Origin of the sequence: Gordonia jacobaea, from assembly GCF_001186365.1 — a bacterium.
GTDB lineage: Bacteria > Actinomycetota > Actinomycetes > Mycobacteriales > Mycobacteriaceae > Gordonia > Gordonia jacobaea.
Genome location: NZ_LDTZ01000013.1, coordinates 647,050 through 660,996 on the forward strand (window position 1 = coordinate 647,050; position 13,947 = coordinate 660,996).

Here is a 13,947-nt window from a genome sequence, read left to right on the forward strand (position 1 = left end):
ACTGGTGCAGTGTTGCAACATCAGCCCGGCAAGGCCGACGTAGCGGACATCGATCGTGTCCCAATCGTGAGTTCCACGTCGAAGCAACCCCGCTATAGGGCCGCGGAATATGTCGGGACTATCGATAGTTGAAGGATTCGACGGTGCCGGATTCATTGCCCCGGGTCCCAACCTTCACCGCTTCGAGCGGATTATTCGCCGAGAGGCGCATTGACCGACACCGTCCATCCAGAAACCACCGACCGCACCGGTCGGTGGTTTCTTGTCTGTCGGGCTGTGGATGCCGGCCCACGATTTTCGGTGACCTGCCGTCGTGCTGTGGTGCACCTGTCCGCGCCGTGCGGAGGGGATGACAGGTCACACTGTCCGAAACCACAACAATTCATCTCGATCCGGAACACTGTCCGCAACCAGCCGACTAGCGTCGAAGTTGTTCGAGTTCGATCCTGACGCGGGCGCATGATGTCCGACGACGAAAGGCGAGACGCACGTGTACCGAAGTAACGGAAATTTCGAGGCATTCGGACGGCCGGAGAAGCCTGCAGATGTCGACGGCAAGAGTGCCTACTTTGTCGGTTCCGGACTCGCGTCCCTGGCCGGCGCGGCGTTCCTGATTCGTGATGCACAGTTGCCGGGCAACAAGATAACGATCTTCGAGGAGCTCGGACTTCCCGGCGGCAGCATGGATGGAATCCTCGACGAGCACAAGGGCTTCATCATCCGCGGTGGGCGCGAGATGGAGGCGCATTTCGAGGCCCTGTGGGATCTGTTCAAATCGATCCCGTCACTGGCCGTCGAGAACGCGTCGGTGCTCGACGAAATGTACTGGCTGCACAAGGACAATCCCAGCTCCAACCCGGCACGCGCAATCCACAACCGGGGCGAGAAGATCGACCAGATGAAAGACCTCACCCTGACGCGGGGTGCCGCTGAGGAACTCATGAAGCTGGTCCTCACGCGCGAAGAAGACTTGCAGGACAAGCGCATCGACGAGGTCTTCGGCAAGGAGTTCTTCGAATCGCACTTCTGGCTCTACTGGGCGACGATGTTCGCGTTCGAACCGTGGGCGAGCGCACTCGAAATGCGGCGCTACACCCTGCGTTTCATCCACCACATCTCCACGCTGGCCGACCTCACGTCGTTGCGCTTCACCCGCTACAACCAGTACGAGTCGCTCATCAAGCCGTTGGTCGCCTACCTCGAGGGCAACGGTGTCACCTTCGTGTACAACACGCAGGTCGACAACATCGAGCTCGACAGCTCCGGAAGCAGCAAGCTCGCCAAGCGAATCCTGCTCACCGAGAACGGCGAATCCAAGTCCATCGACCTGTCCGAGAACGACATCGTGTTCGTCACCAACGGGTCGATCACCGAGTCGTCGACGTACGGCGACAACGACACACCCGCACCCGTCGTCGCCGACAAGGGCGGCGCATGGTCACTGTGGAAGAACCTCGCCGCCCAGGATGCCTCGCTCGGTCACCCCGAGAAGTTCTGCGAGAACATCCCGGAGGCCAACTGGTCCATCTCGGCTACCGTCACGCTCACCGACGACAAGATCTGGCCCTACATCGAGAAGATCACCGGTCGCGATCCGCGCAACGGAAAGATCGTGACCGGCGGCCCCTGCAACATCGCGGACTCGAGTTGGCTTTACGGGTTCACCGTGAGTCGTCAGCCGCACTTCGAGGCGCAGGACCCACAAAAGGAGATCGTGGCCTGGATCTACGGCCTGTTTTCCGACAAGCCGGGCGATTACGTGAAGAAGACGATCAGGGAATGCACGGGAGCAGAACTCTGCGCTGAGTGGCTCTACCACCTCGGCGTTCCGGAGGATCAGATCGACGATCTGGCCCACAATTCGGCGTCGACGGTTCCGTGCAACATGCCCTACATCACGTCGTACTTCATGCCGCGCGCACTCGGCGACCGTCCGCTCGTCGTACCCGAGGGTTACAAGAACCTCTCGTTCATCGGCAATTTCTCCGAGACCGAGCGTGACACGGTCTTCACCACGGAGTACTCGGTGCGCACCGCCATGGAGGCCGTGTACACACATCTCAACGTCGACCGTGGCGTTCCCGAGGTCTTCGACTCGTCGTTCGACATCCGCGTGTTGCTCTCGTCGATCTACTACCTCAACGACCGAAAGCCGTTGAGCGAGATCAAGTTCCCCCTCATCGAGAAGCTGATCGGCAAGGCCGCGCTGAAGAAGATCGAAGGCACCTACATCGAGCAGTTGCTCCAGGACGCCAAACTGGTCTGACGGCACGCGAGGACGAGCACGCCGACGCCGCGACCCACCAGGTCGCGGCGTCGGCTTGTCTGCGTCAGCCATGATCCGCGTAGATTGACGGAATGCCGTCGTCGAAGGACTCCGCTGGTCCGTCTGAACCTGCTGGTCCGTCCCATCCCGCTGGTCCGTCCACAACCGTGCAGATCGATCGCGATGACGAGATCGTCATCCTGCGACTCAACCGGCCGGATCGGCTCAACGCCTTCACACATGAGATGGGCGAGGAGATCAAGGCAGCACTCGCCGTCACCGACGCCGACGATTCCGTGCGCGCCGTCGTGATCACCGGGAACGGCCGGGCATTCTGCGCGGGCGCCGACCTCGAGGCCGGTGCCGACACGTTCGTCCACGGCGAGACCACCCCCGGGGTCGTTCCGCCCGACTCCGGCGGGCAGACCGCGCTCCGAATCTTCGATTCTTTGAAGCCCGTGGTGGCGGCGATCAACGGCCCCGCGGCGGGTGTCGGTGTGACGATGACGCTGCCCGCCGACGCCCGCATCGCTTCCGACGACGCGAAGTTCGGCTTCGTGTTCACCCGTCGCGGCTTGGTGCCCGAGGCGTGCTCGTCATGGTTCCTGCCACGCCTCGTCGGTATCCCGACAGCGCTCAAATGGACGTACGGCGGCCAGATGGTCAGTGCCACAGAGGCATTGGACTCCGGCCTGGTCCAGCAGGTAGTCCCCAAGGATCAGGTTGTCGACACCGCGATCGCCGTGGCACGCGAGATGACCGCCGACAGCGCCCCCGTGTCGGTTGCTCTCACACGTCAGTTGATCTGGCGAATGGCCGGTGCGCCGAGTCCTCGCGACGCGCACGAGGCTGACTCGAAAGCGATCTTCGTCAGGGGTTCGATGCCCGACGTCGCCGAGGGCGTGACCGCGTTCCTGGAGAAGCGTCGAGCAGTGTTCACCGACAAGGTGTCGAGCGATCTGCCCGAGATCTTCTGATCGTCGACGAAACCCACCCACCAGTGAATCCCACCTCTTCGACCGAAAGGTACCCATGGCCGACGTCGACGTAAGTGTCGAGTCGAATCTCTCACCCGAACAGGCGTGGAATTTGGCGTCCGACCTCTCGCGGTTCCCCGAATGGATGACGATCTTCGGCGGTTGGCGCAGTGAACTGCCGGACCAGATCACCGTCGGAACCCACGTGTCGTCACTGATCAAAGTCAAAGGATTTCGCAACGTCATCCACTGGACGGTGACCGAATACTCTGAGCCGGAGACGATTTCACTCTCGGGGCACGGGATCGGCGGGGTCAGGATCGGTCTTCGAATGACAGTCACGAAGACGACGAACGGGTCGCGATTCCACCTCAATGCCACTCTCGACGGCGGCCTACTGAGCGGCCCCATCGGCCGCCTCGTCGCCAAGGTCATCACCTCCGACGTTCGCCGCTCCATCGAGAATCTCGCGGCGCTCCACTGATCGAGGAGAAGACGTTCGCTATGCCCGACATGAGAGATTTTTCTATCGGGCGATAGGCTCCATGATGGTGTCCGGCGGCCTGACCGGCCGTTTCGGCGAGCGCATGGAGGTGTGAGGTGTCGTTCTTCGACGAGAAGGTGCAGGATCTCTACGACGAGGTGGTGGCCCGCAACCCCGGCGAGGTCGAGTTCCACCAGGCGGTACGCGAGGTGTTCGACAGCCTCGGCGCCGTTCTCGTCAAACACCCGCACTACGCCGACGCGGGGATCATCGAGCGCCTCTGCGAGCCCGAACGCCAGATCATCTTCCGGGTTCCGTGGGTCGACGACACCGGAGCAGTTCGTATCAATCGAGGTTTCCGCGTCGAATTCAACTCCGCGCTCGGGCCGTACAAGGGTGGTCTACGGTTCCACCCGAGCGTGTACCTCGGAGTGATCAAGTTCCTCGGCTTCGAACAGATTTTCAAAAACGCGCTCACCGGTCTCCCTATCGGCGGGGGCAAGGGCGGATCGGATTTCGATCCGAAGGGTCGATCCGACGGCGAGATCATGCGGTTCTGCCAGTCGTTCATGACCGAGCTGTATCGCCATATCGGTGAGCACACCGACGTCCCGGCGGGTGACATCGGCGTCGGCGGTCGCGAAATCGGCTACCTCTTCGGCCAATACAAGCGCATCACCAACCGCTACGAGTCCGGCGTACTGACCGGCAAAGGACTGTCGTGGGGCGGCTCGCAGGTGCGGACCGAGGCCACCGGCTATGGCGTCGTCTTCTTCGTGCGCGAGATGCTCAACGCCAGAGGACAAGACCTTGACGGCAAGCGCGTCGTCGTCTCAGGCTCAGGCAACGTCGCGCTCTATGCGATCGAGAAGGTCCACCAGCTCGGCGGGCGAGTTGTCGCCTGCTCGGATTCCGGTGGCTACGTCGTCGACGACGACGACGGAATCAACCTCGAACTCCTCAAGGAGATCAAGGGTGTTCATCGCGGGCGTGTCTCCGACTACGCCGAGAAGCGTGGTGCACCAGCATATTTCGTGTCCTCGGGATCGATCTGGGATGTGCCGACAGACATCGCCATTCCCTGCGCCACCCAGAACGAACTGGATTCCGACGACGCCGCGAGCCTCATCGCGAACGGCTGCACCATCGTCGCCGAGGGCGCCAACATGCCATCCACCCCGGAGGCGATCAAAGCTCTTTCGTCGTCGGGCGTCCTGTTCGCTCCCGGCAAGGCCGCCAACGCCGGCGGTGTCGCAACGAGCGCACTCGAGATGCAGCAGAACGCTTCTCGCGACTCGTGGAGCTTCGAGCACACAGAGCTACGACTGGCACAGATCATGCGCGGCATCCACGAGAATTGCCTGAGCACCGCCGACGAGTACGGAGCGCCCGGTGACTACGTGCTCGGCGCAAACATCGCAGGTTTCACCCACGTCGCCGATGCGATGCTCGCGCTCGGGGTGATCTGAGGCGGCGCCCATCAGCGCGATTGCGGCTGATCGTCAAGCCTCTCGCGGACCGTCCACCGCGGTTGCTGTTTCGGCCGCATGGTTGCCAAGAGTCGACGCCTTCGGCACGGTGGAGGTATGAGCGAACACACGAGTGTCACGGTAGAACGAGTCATCGACGCACCGGCCGACCAGGTCTTCGACGTGCTCAGCAATCCTCGGCGCCACCCGGAACTCGACGGTTCGGGATTCGTCCGCAGCGTCGACCACGCCGATCGGATTCAGGAGGTCGGCGACGTATTCACCATGAACATGGAGGGCGCGCACATGGGTGGTGAGTACAAGACCGACAACAACGTCACCGGCTACGCCAAGGACAAGCTTCTGGCGTGGCAGACCGCACCCGCGGGTACCGAGCCTCCCGGGTGGGAGTGGGTGTGGGAGTTGGAAGCCCAGGGCCCCGACAAGACGCTCGTGCGTCACACCTACGACTGGTCGAAGGTCACCGACAAAGATCTCCTCAAGAAGGTCAGCTTTCCGCTGGTCACCGAAGAACAGCTCGAAGACACACTGGGGCGTTTGGCCGCGGCGGTCAGCGGCTGAGACCCAGGCGCGCCATCACCGATGAGTTCCGCGCTGGCGCATGGTCAGTCGTAGGGTGACTGCGATCAGCAGTCGCTGACGACGAGGACAAGGAGTCTGACGATGGCACGCAAGGCGCAGGTACGGGTCGACCTGATGAGCGTCTCGCTCGACGGCTACGCCGCAGGCGATCACATCACGCTGGACGAACCGATCGGCGGCGCCGGGGAACTGTTCAGCAACTTCGACGGACGCGTGATCGCCGGTGTCCAGAATGCGGACGCACCGATCAGTGCTGACCGCGTCTTCTCCAGCGTGTGGGGTCAGGGTGTCGGCGTGGAGATCATGGGCCGCGGCAAGTTCGGGCCACAACAGGGCGAGTGGCCCGACGACGGGTGGCGCGGGTGGTGGGAAGACGAGCCCCCGTTTCAGACTCCGGTGATCGTGTTGACCCACCACGAGCGCGAACCCATCACGTTCGACAACGGAACCGTCTTCCACTTTGTCGACGCCTCTCCTGCGAAAGCGCTCGAACTCGCCCTCGACCTCGCCGAGGGGCGCGACGTGCGCATCGGCGGAGGACCGTCGACCGTGAATCAGTTCCTCCGCGACGATCTCGTCGACTTCATGCACCTCTCCATCAACCCGATCGTGCTCGGCGGGGGAGTGTCGCTGTGGTCAGGACTCGGCGGGATTCACACACGCTTCGACATCGAGTCCGTCCCGACGTCGACCGGGCTGATCCATCAATTCTGGAATCGTAAATAGCGACCAGGAATCGTAAGCAAGGCCCAGTCTGCTTCTCGCTGGCTAGACTCATTCGATCAGCGTCGACGACCTGCGAGGTACGGGCTATGCGAGTGAAATCTGCAGCAACGCGAGCGTTGGTCGTCGCCGCGACGATGGCCTTGTTCGTTGGGTCGGTTCTGGTCGGGTCGTCGGCCGCCCGTGCCGATGTGATCGCACCCGCCGCCGGCTACGGCTTCGCTCAAGGTGCCCCGCAATTGACCATGAGTGCGGCTGATCTGAATCGCGAACTCGACGCTGTATCGAAGACGCGCGGCGAGTGGTTGCGCGTACTCATCAACTGGTCGGAGATCGAGAGTACGAAGGGCACGTACAACTGGGCGGTGACGGACCGGGTGATCAAGGCAGCGCGTGCTCACAAACTGAAAGTGCTGTCGTTGGTGTTGTCGACTCCGGCATGGGCGCGCCGCGGGGGTGCGTTGGCGGGGATGTACGCACCCCCGTCAAACCCCGCGAGCATTGCCCCATTCCTCAAGGCTTTCATCAAGCGCTACCCCGACGTGACGCGTCACGAGATCTGGAACGAGCCGAACCTGCCGGCCTTCTGGGGCTTGTATCCGGCGAATCCCACCGAGTACACGGCGTTGCTGAAGGCGTCGTATACCGCGATCAAAGCGGTACAGCCGTCGTCGACTGTCGTTGCCGCGGGCATGAGCCCTGGCGCCGGGGCGGTCGACTTCGTCACCAAGATGTACGCCGCGGGTGCCAAGAACTATTTCAACGCGACTGCCATGCACGCGTACGTGTTTCCGAAGGGCATTAACTCAAAGCCGAACGGCTGGAGCGAGACTCAGCAAGTCCGCTCGGTGATGACGTCGAATGGTGACGCCGGCAAGAAGATCTGGCTGACGGAGATGGGTGCTCCGACCCGACCGGCAGCGGGGACATCGGGCTCCAGCGACTTCGGTCTTGGCTCACTGGGATTCGGGGCCACCGACATGGTGACCCAACAGGAGCAGGCGACGCAGATCGTCGACGTTCTGCGGGCAGCCGGACAGTCGGGCTATTGCGGCCCCGCGTTCCTCTACTCGGTTCGGGACCAGGGAACGTCGTCGAATAATCGGGAAGACAACTTCGGTGCGCTGCTCACTAACGACTGGCAGCCGAAGATCACGGCGACGGTGCTGGCCAAATAGGTGCGATACCGCTCGGTGGTCGCACCAGTCCGCCTCGGCCTTCCCGTTTTCAGTCATTTCTGAACAGTCCCGGCGAGCCGACCTGGCCTTTTGCTGTCGGGCAGCTCCGAAATTGACTGAAAACGGGAGAGGTCCAGAACGTTTGCCGACAGAGGTCGGGTTGGCCCACGCCGTGTCAGACGTAGCCGCTGAAATCGGTGGCCGAGTTGCCTACCCCTGGCGTCGACGATCCGTACTCACCGACATACGCGGCTTTCCAGCGCGGCCAGTCGAGGAAGCGATCGCCTGCGTCGTCGCGGTAGCGCCGGTAGAGCCGTTTCTTGGTGAGCCACAGCGATCCTCGTGCAGCGCTGGCCGCGGCCCGTGCGGCTCGGCGGCCTCGGTCGACCTCGATGGCGCTCAACGCGGGTTGTGCCTTGTCGGAGAAGATCGAGCGCTTGGTAGTGCGTGCCATGGGATCTGTCCCCTCGCATGTTTGAGGCTGACTCTTGCAGATTGGTGCGGCTTTGGAAATGGGTGTCGGTCGTTTGAAGGGCGCCTCACCACCTGCGCGTCGAACCCTTTCTCGCACAGTCGATGCACTGGCGTGCGGCGGGCAGAACGTCGAGACGTTCGGGATCGATCGGCTCGCCGCACGTCTCGCATCGTCCGTACGAACCGTGCTCGACCCGCTCGACAGCGGAATCGATCTCGACCAGCCGGTCGCGGGAACGTTGGAGTTGAGCGACGAGTTGTCCGCGCTCGACGGCGAGCGTCGATCCCTCCGGGTCGTGCTCGTCGTCGGACGCCTCGTCGGAGGTCGCCTCGAGCACCGCAGTCAGCCGCGCAGACAGTGACTCGATCAAGTCCATCGTTCGGTCCCGCTCGGCGACGAGCGTCTCAATGGACTGGTTGTGCGAGTTCATGTCAGCCACACTCTACGTCTGGGCCATGCCACGTCTGGGACATGATACGTCCGGGTCGCTCACGGGTGCCCGCATCGGCGTCGAGTAAATATCCCCGTGAGCACAACGGGTGCCAGCGACACACGAACATGACAGCTTGACTTTCCATGACCACCTCATTGACGCAGGATCGTCCCAACCAGGTCGACGACCGTCCCACCGATTTCGACCCCACCTCCTTCGACGACGTCTACGCGACCATTGCCTCGGGTGCGGTCGAGCGCGAGCGGTCGCGCACTCTGGCGCACCCTGAGGTTGCTCTGCTGTGGGAGCGTCGCTTCGGTGCGCAACGGCTGCCCGTCGAACTCGGTGGCTCCGGCGCGTCGGTACGCGACCTATTCACCCAACTGATCGACCTCGCCACAGCAGACTCCAACATCACGCAGGCGCTGCGCGTGCACTTCTCGTTTGTCGAAGACCAACTCATCGCGCGTAACGAACGCCTGATCGCCGCTATCGCCGACGGCATCCTTGTCGGCAACGCGATCACCGAGCCCGGTGCCGGCGCCATCGACGGCTACCGCACCGTGTTGACCCGAACGGGCGACGAGTGGCGGTTGAACGGCGAAAAGTTCTACAGCACAGGCTCGTTGTACGCCGACCACATCCTCGTCGCTGCTGACCGTGACGGTGAACGGGTCAGCGTTCTCGTACCGGCAACACGGGAGGGTGTCAAGCGCATCGACGACTGGCGCGGGTTCGGCCAACGTCTCACCGCAAGCGGCACAACCGTTTTCACCGACGTTGTCGTCCACGACGATGAGATCCTCGGTCCCGGATACGGAGCAGCGGGCCCAACGTATGCCACCGCCTACCTTCAACTGTTCCAGTTGGCCGGACTCGCGGGTATCGCGCAGCGTGCCACCGACGACCTGATCGATTGGGTGTCCAAGCGCGAGCGCACGTTCACCCATTCGGTCGCCGATCGTCAGCGTGACGACCCGCTGGTTCAGGAGATCGTCGGACGCCTCTCTGCCACTGCGTTCTCGGCGCGATCGAGCGTCCTGGCCGTCGCGGATCTACTCGACGAGCTGCTCGCCAACGACCCCGAGGACGCCGAGGCGATCACCCGCGTCGAGCTTGCCGCGGGACAGGCGCAAGCGGCGATCGCAGCGCAGGTACTCGCGGCGACGAACGAACTCTTCGAGGTCGGCGGGGCATCGATCGTCGCGGAAGAGCTTGCGCTGGACAGGCATTGGCGCAACGCACGCACCCTTGCCGTGCACAACCCGATCAACCAGAAGCTGCGGTCGATCGGTGACTACCTGCTCAACGGAGCGGATCTCCCGTATGCCTGGAGTGCCGGTGTGCGCACCGATACCGCTGCGACCGCCGGAGACGCGAAGGGGTAACGCCTCATTTCGTGCGCAGGTCGATCATCAGGAGGACCTTGTCGTAGCGACGTTCCCCGGAGGCGACAAATCTCGGTAGGCGCCCGTACTCGGTGAAACCCAGGGATTCGTAGAGGGATAACGCCGCTATGTTGTCGCCGCGCGCATCCAAGGTGAGTACTTCGACGCCGGCTGCCCTGGCATCGTCGATCAGGGCAGCCGTCAGCGCGCGACCGATGCCCATGCCCTGGGCGCTCGGGCTGACGGCGATCTTCTCGATGTCGGCGTGCGGCCGATGCGTCGGGCGGGCATAGCGACTCCAATAGCCAAGGCCCACAAGCACATCGTCGACGTACGCAGCCTGTAGTGACGCGTCGCCGACTGCAACATGGCTGAGGATCTCGTCGATCAGCTCGGCCACCTCCGCTTCCGATGGCGGATCAACCCATCCGAGCGCGGCGCCGTCGCGGACCAGGCCGAGCAGGATCTGGCGAGCTTCGCGGGCAAACTGCTGCCGCGCCTGCGGATCTCCGGTTGAGTGCGCCGCGTCGACGATCTCGGTGTGCATGGTCGGCAGCATAGCCAACAGGCGCGGTGATTCTCGACGAGCGCGGCGTCGAACTCATTTTCCGGGAGGCGGGAGCTCACCGAAACGGAAGAACGAATCCCACAGTCCCACATAGGTTGACGAGACGGGACCGCCCGTCGGGTTGGCGTTCGCGTCGCCCGGATTCAGCCACTTGTAGGTAATCGTGACGCTGATCGGCGTCGAACCCGTCACGGACACGAAGCCGGTGGGCTTCCAAGCGGAGCCGAGGTACTTTCCGGGTCGGAACAGCAGTACAGCTACGGGTGATGAACCCGTGCCGCCCGATGTGTCGAACGCGGCCCACATCAGTGGCGGGCACCACGGGGTACGGTCATTCGACTTCGCCCGCAGGACCCAGTGCAGATCGTTTCGACCGAGTGGCGGACCTATCTGGCGGAGTCCGCGCTGCACTTCTGACGAAGCAACCGACAGACAGGCGCCACCGACGGAGGTACCGGCGGCATGGGCGCCCGGCGGGGCAGCTGCTGCGGGCGCCGCCGCGAGGGACGTCAGGAACGCGGATGCGGCGAGGAAACTCAGTACACGTGTGCGACGACGAGACATTGATGGCTCCAAGGTTCGAGTGGACGTTTCCCGGCCCTGTGGTGTCTTTCGGCTCGACGTCGTGCCGCGTTAGCCGCTATACCGTTCGATGCGGGGCAGACGCGCGATCGTTATCGAGTGGACCAGACCCATCGACGGTGCATGGTCGATCTGTGGCCGCAATGCCCGACTGGCTACGCTTGCCCCATGAGTCTGCTGCTGAACCCTGCCACCAACGACTACTCGCAGTTCGACGCCGAGACCCGCAGGTTGTTGCGCGCGACGATTGACTTCTTCGAGTCGTACGGCAAGGAGCGCCTGCTGCAGGCCGATCTGAACGCTGAGTGGGTCACCGACTTCCTTGAGTTCGAGAAGAAGGAAAAGCTGTTCGCGACGTTCCTCACGCCCGCCGCATATGCCGACGGCGACGAGAACCGACGCTGGGACGCCGCGCGCAATGCCGCCCTCAGCGAGATCTTCGGCTTCTACGGTCTGTCGTACTGGTACGCCGAGCAGGTCACCATTCTGGGTCTCGGGCCGATCTGGATGTCGAGCAACGAGGTCGCGAAAACCAAAGCGGCACAGCAGCTTCTCGACGGCGAGGTCATGGCCTTCGGGTTGTCGGAGCGAACACACGGTGCCGATGTGTACAGCACCGACATGGTGCTGACCGACGATGGCGCCGACGGGTTCACCGCGTCGGGCACCAAGTACTACATCGGCAACGGCAACGTCGCGGGCATGGTGTCGGTATTCGGCCGCCGCGCCGATATCGAGGGACCCGACGGCTACGTGTTCTTCGCCGTCGACAGCAGGCACGAGAACTACCGTCTCATCGACAACGTGGTGCACGGACAGATGTTCGTGTCGACCTTCGAACTCGAAAACTACCCGGTGAGCGCCGACGACATCCTGCACACCGGCCCCGAAGCATTCGCCGCCGCGTTGAACACGGTCAACGTCGGAAAATTCAATCTGTGTCACGGCTCGGTCGGGATGTGCACGCATTCGCTGTACGAGGCGATCGACCACGCCAACAACCGGATTCTCTACGGCAACCCGGTCACCGACTTCTCGCACGTCCAGGGCAATTTTGTCGACGCATTCGCGCGACTGTCGGCAATGAAACTGTTCAGCGACCGCGCCGTCGACTACTTCCGTTCTGCGAGCCTCGACGACCGCCGCTACCTGCTGTTCAACCCGGTGACGAAGTCGAAGGTGACCTCCGAGGGCGAAACCGTGATGACCCTGCTTCTCGACGCCATCGCCGCCAAGGGCTACGAGAAGAACACGTACTTCCACCAGGCCAACCGATTCATCGGGTGGCTGCCGCGGCTCGAGGGCACCGTGCACGTCAACGTCGGGCAGATCCTGAAGTTCATGCCCAACTACCTGTTCGAACCGGTCGAGTATCCAGAGATCGAGACGCGGCTCGACGCCACCGACGACGCTTTCTTTTTCGCGCAGGGTCCCGTCGGCGGTGCGGGAAAGGTGCGCTTCGGCGATTGGACCGCCCCGTATGCGGCGCGCACCGATGTGCCGAACGTCGCGGTTTTCTACGAGCAGGCGCAGGCACTGCAGAAGCTTTTGCAGACCGCTGCGCCCAGCGCGGAGCAGCAGAAGGACCTCGACTTCGTCCTCACCATCGGCCACCTGTTCTCGCTGGTCGTCTACGGACAACTGATCCTCGAACAAGCCGCGCTCATCGGACTCGACGCCGATCTGCTCAACCGGATCTTCGACTTCCAGATCCGCGACTTCTCCGGCTACGCCGTATCGCTGTACGGCAAGCCGACGGCCACACCCGAGCAGCAGGCGTGGGCACTCGACGCCGTCCGGCGACCCGTCGCCGATGCCGACTCTTTCGACCGGGTCTGGCAGCAGGTGAAGGACCTCGACGGCGCGTACGTGATGCCGGCCTGACAGCCGGCGATCAGTACAGTCGGCAGTGCGCGACGCCCAGCCGCGTCAACCACCCGAGGGAGCTGCGCATGGACTTACCTGATGACCTCGTCGAACTACTGCGTACACCTGCGCTCTGCTACGTCGCGACCGTGATGCCGGACGGATCACCGCAGTTGACACAGACCTGGGTCGACACCGATGGCCAGCACGTCGTGATCAACGTCGTCGCGGGCATGCAGAAGGCCCGCAATTTCGAAAGGGATCCACGAGTCGCTGTCGCGATCTCTGATCCCGCGAATCCGGCGCTGTTTACTCAAATTCGCGGTCGAGTGGTTGAGATGACCACCGACGGAGGCGTCGACTCGATCAACGAGTTGGCTCACAAGTACACCGGCAAGCCGTACGCCTGGTACGGCGGCCAGGAGCAGACCCGCATCATCGTCACCATCGAGGCCGACCGGATTTCGCGGGTGCCGTGACGGCTGTCCGGCCCCGCACCTCATCTGTGTCTATTCACCTTCGGCGGTGCAGAAGGTAAATCGCGACAGATGAGGTGCGGTGCAACCGATGAGTCCGTCGGTGTTGCGGCAGAGCCGAATTCGTCAACTCACGGCGGCCCGCAGCCGGGGGAGTTGCTGCAGCGGGTTGATGCGTTCGACCTCGTAGCGCTGATCTGTGGTGAATACCTTGCTCAATCCGGGAGCGGGATCGCCCGAGCCCTCGAGGAACACTGCTTGGCTGAACGGCCAGTCGGAGCCGAAGACGATATGCGAGCGCGGCGCGACCGCCAGCACAGATCGCATCGCAGCTTCCGACGCGCTGAGCGCGGTGTCGAAGTAGAAGGTGCGGATCAGTTGTTGCACGTCGAGGGCAGAGGGACGAGGCGCACCAGCGGGCCAATGGTTGCCAACGGGTGTTTCGGCAAGGACGCCGAT

14 protein-coding genes and 1 pseudogene are annotated in these 13,947 nt (G+C 63.1%); 10 read left to right on the forward strand and 5 right to left on the reverse strand.

Annotated elements, in window-relative coordinates:
- The first annotated feature begins 490 nt into the window (after positions 1–490).
- From ABW18_RS02875 to ABW18_RS02905, 7 genes are all read left to right on the forward strand, one after another.
- Positions 491–2,266, forward strand: coding sequence for an oleate hydratase (locus ABW18_RS02875; protein ID WP_049697429.1), 1,776 nt, complete (start codon positions 491–493; stop codon positions 2,264–2,266).
- A gap of 92 nt (positions 2,267–2,358) precedes the next feature.
- Positions 2,359–3,243, forward strand: coding sequence for an enoyl-CoA hydratase-related protein (locus ABW18_RS02880; protein ID WP_235434272.1), 885 nt, complete (start codon positions 2,359–2,361; stop codon positions 3,241–3,243).
- A 55-nt stretch (positions 3,244–3,298) separates the two neighbouring features.
- Positions 3,299–3,727: a type II toxin-antitoxin system Rv0910 family toxin gene (locus ABW18_RS02885; protein ID WP_049697430.1), complete on the forward strand. Its 429-nt coding sequence runs from the start codon at positions 3,299–3,301 to the stop codon at positions 3,725–3,727.
- A 116-nt stretch (positions 3,728–3,843) separates the two neighbouring features.
- Complete coding sequence (gene gdhA / locus ABW18_RS02890) at positions 3,844–5,196, forward strand: NADP-specific glutamate dehydrogenase (protein ID WP_049697431.1); 1,353 nt, start codon at positions 3,844–3,846, stop codon at positions 5,194–5,196.
- Between the two features lie 117 nt (positions 5,197–5,313).
- Entirely contained in the window at positions 5,314–5,778 is a 465-nt protein-coding gene (locus ABW18_RS02895; protein WP_049697432.1) for an SRPBCC family protein, read from the forward strand.
- Positions 5,779–5,880: 102 nt separating this feature from the next.
- The gene (locus tag ABW18_RS02900) at positions 5,881–6,525 is read left to right on the forward strand and encodes a dihydrofolate reductase family protein (RefSeq protein WP_049697433.1); all 645 of its coding nucleotides are present in this window, start codon (positions 5,881–5,883) and stop codon (positions 6,523–6,525) included.
- Between the two features lie 86 nt (positions 6,526–6,611).
- A complete protein-coding gene (locus ABW18_RS02905) occupies positions 6,612–7,700 on the forward strand; it encodes a glycoside hydrolase family protein (protein WP_049697434.1) in 1,089 nt (362 codons plus the stop codon).
- Positions 7,701–7,875: 175 nt separating this feature from the next.
- On the opposite strand, the gene ABW18_RS02910 is transcribed toward ABW18_RS02905, so the two are convergent.
- Both ABW18_RS02910 and ABW18_RS02915 read right to left on the reverse strand, forming a co-directional pair.
- The gene (locus ABW18_RS02910) at positions 7,876–8,154 is read right to left on the reverse strand and encodes a hypothetical protein (protein ID WP_053117339.1); all 279 of its coding nucleotides are present in this window, start codon (positions 8,152–8,154) and stop codon (positions 7,876–7,878) included.
- Between the two features lie 85 nt (positions 8,155–8,239).
- Positions 8,240–8,605, reverse strand: coding sequence for a TraR/DksA family transcriptional regulator (locus tag ABW18_RS02915; RefSeq protein ID WP_049697435.1), 366 nt, complete (start codon positions 8,603–8,605; stop codon positions 8,240–8,242).
- A 146-nt stretch (positions 8,606–8,751) separates the two neighbouring features.
- On the opposite strand from ABW18_RS02915, the gene ABW18_RS02920 reads away from it, so the two are divergent.
- Positions 8,752–9,996 carry an acyl-CoA dehydrogenase family protein gene (locus ABW18_RS02920; protein ID WP_049697436.1) on the forward strand — a complete coding sequence of 415 codons (1,245 nt, stop codon included), beginning with the start codon at positions 8,752–8,754 and terminating at the stop codon, positions 9,994–9,996.
- Between the two features lie 4 nt (positions 9,997–10,000).
- Here ABW18_RS02920 and ABW18_RS02925 read toward each other — a convergent pair whose 3' ends face one another.
- Positions 10,001–10,543, reverse strand: a complete 543-nt coding sequence (locus ABW18_RS02925) for a GNAT family N-acetyltransferase (RefSeq protein ID WP_049697555.1) — start codon at positions 10,541–10,543, stop codon at positions 10,001–10,003.
- Between the two features lie 54 nt (positions 10,544–10,597).
- Positions 10,598–11,128: an LppP/LprE family lipoprotein gene (locus ABW18_RS02930; RefSeq protein WP_049697437.1), complete on the reverse strand. Its 531-nt coding sequence runs from the start codon at positions 11,126–11,128 to the stop codon at positions 10,598–10,600.
- 186 nt (positions 11,129–11,314) lie between these two features.
- Here ABW18_RS02930 and ABW18_RS02935 point away from each other — a divergent pair, with 186 nt between their 5' ends.
- Both ABW18_RS02935 and ABW18_RS02940 read left to right on the forward strand, forming a co-directional pair.
- Positions 11,315–13,030, forward strand: coding sequence for an acyl-CoA dehydrogenase family protein (locus ABW18_RS02935; RefSeq protein ID WP_049697438.1), 1,716 nt, complete (start codon positions 11,315–11,317; stop codon positions 13,028–13,030).
- 68 nt (positions 13,031–13,098) lie between these two features.
- Entirely contained in the window at positions 13,099–13,491 is a 393-nt protein-coding gene (locus ABW18_RS02940) for a PPOX class F420-dependent oxidoreductase (protein ID WP_049697439.1), read from the forward strand.
- A gap of 123 nt (positions 13,492–13,614) precedes the next feature.
- On the opposite strand, the pseudogene ABW18_RS02945 reads toward ABW18_RS02940, so the two are convergent.
- A pseudogene (locus ABW18_RS02945) lies at positions 13,615–13,947 on the reverse strand (amidohydrolase family protein); the annotation flags it as partial.

Coding starts and splice junctions, on each gene's coding strand:
- ABW18_RS02940 (WP_049697439.1), top strand. CDS start 13,099: ATGGACTTACCTGATGACCTCGTCGAACTACTGCGTACACCTGCGCTC.
- ABW18_RS02925 (WP_049697555.1), bottom strand. CDS start 10,543: ATGCACACCGAGATCGTCGACGCGGCGCACTCAACCGGAGATCCGCAG.
- ABW18_RS02930 (WP_049697437.1), bottom strand. CDS start 11,128: ATGTCTCGTCGTCGCACACGTGTACTGAGTTTCCTCGCCGCATCCGCG.
- ABW18_RS02910 (WP_053117339.1), bottom strand. CDS start 8,154: ATGGCACGCACTACCAAGCGCTCGATCTTCTCCGACAAGGCACAACCC.
- ABW18_RS02920 (WP_049697436.1), top strand. CDS start 8,752: ATGACCACCTCATTGACGCAGGATCGTCCCAACCAGGTCGACGACCGT.
- ABW18_RS02905 (WP_049697434.1), top strand. CDS start 6,612: ATGCGAGTGAAATCTGCAGCAACGCGAGCGTTGGTCGTCGCCGCGACG.
- ABW18_RS02935 (WP_049697438.1), top strand. CDS start 11,315: ATGAGTCTGCTGCTGAACCCTGCCACCAACGACTACTCGCAGTTCGAC.
- ABW18_RS02915 (WP_049697435.1), bottom strand. CDS start 8,605: ATGAACTCGCACAACCAGTCCATTGAGACGCTCGTCGCCGAGCGGGAC.
- ABW18_RS02885 (WP_049697430.1), top strand. CDS start 3,299: ATGGCCGACGTCGACGTAAGTGTCGAGTCGAATCTCTCACCCGAACAG.
- ABW18_RS02880 (WP_235434272.1), top strand. CDS start 2,359: ATGCCGTCGTCGAAGGACTCCGCTGGTCCGTCTGAACCTGCTGGTCCG.
- ABW18_RS02895 (WP_049697432.1), top strand. CDS start 5,314: ATGAGCGAACACACGAGTGTCACGGTAGAACGAGTCATCGACGCACCG.
- ABW18_RS02900 (WP_049697433.1), top strand. CDS start 5,881: ATGGCACGCAAGGCGCAGGTACGGGTCGACCTGATGAGCGTCTCGCTC.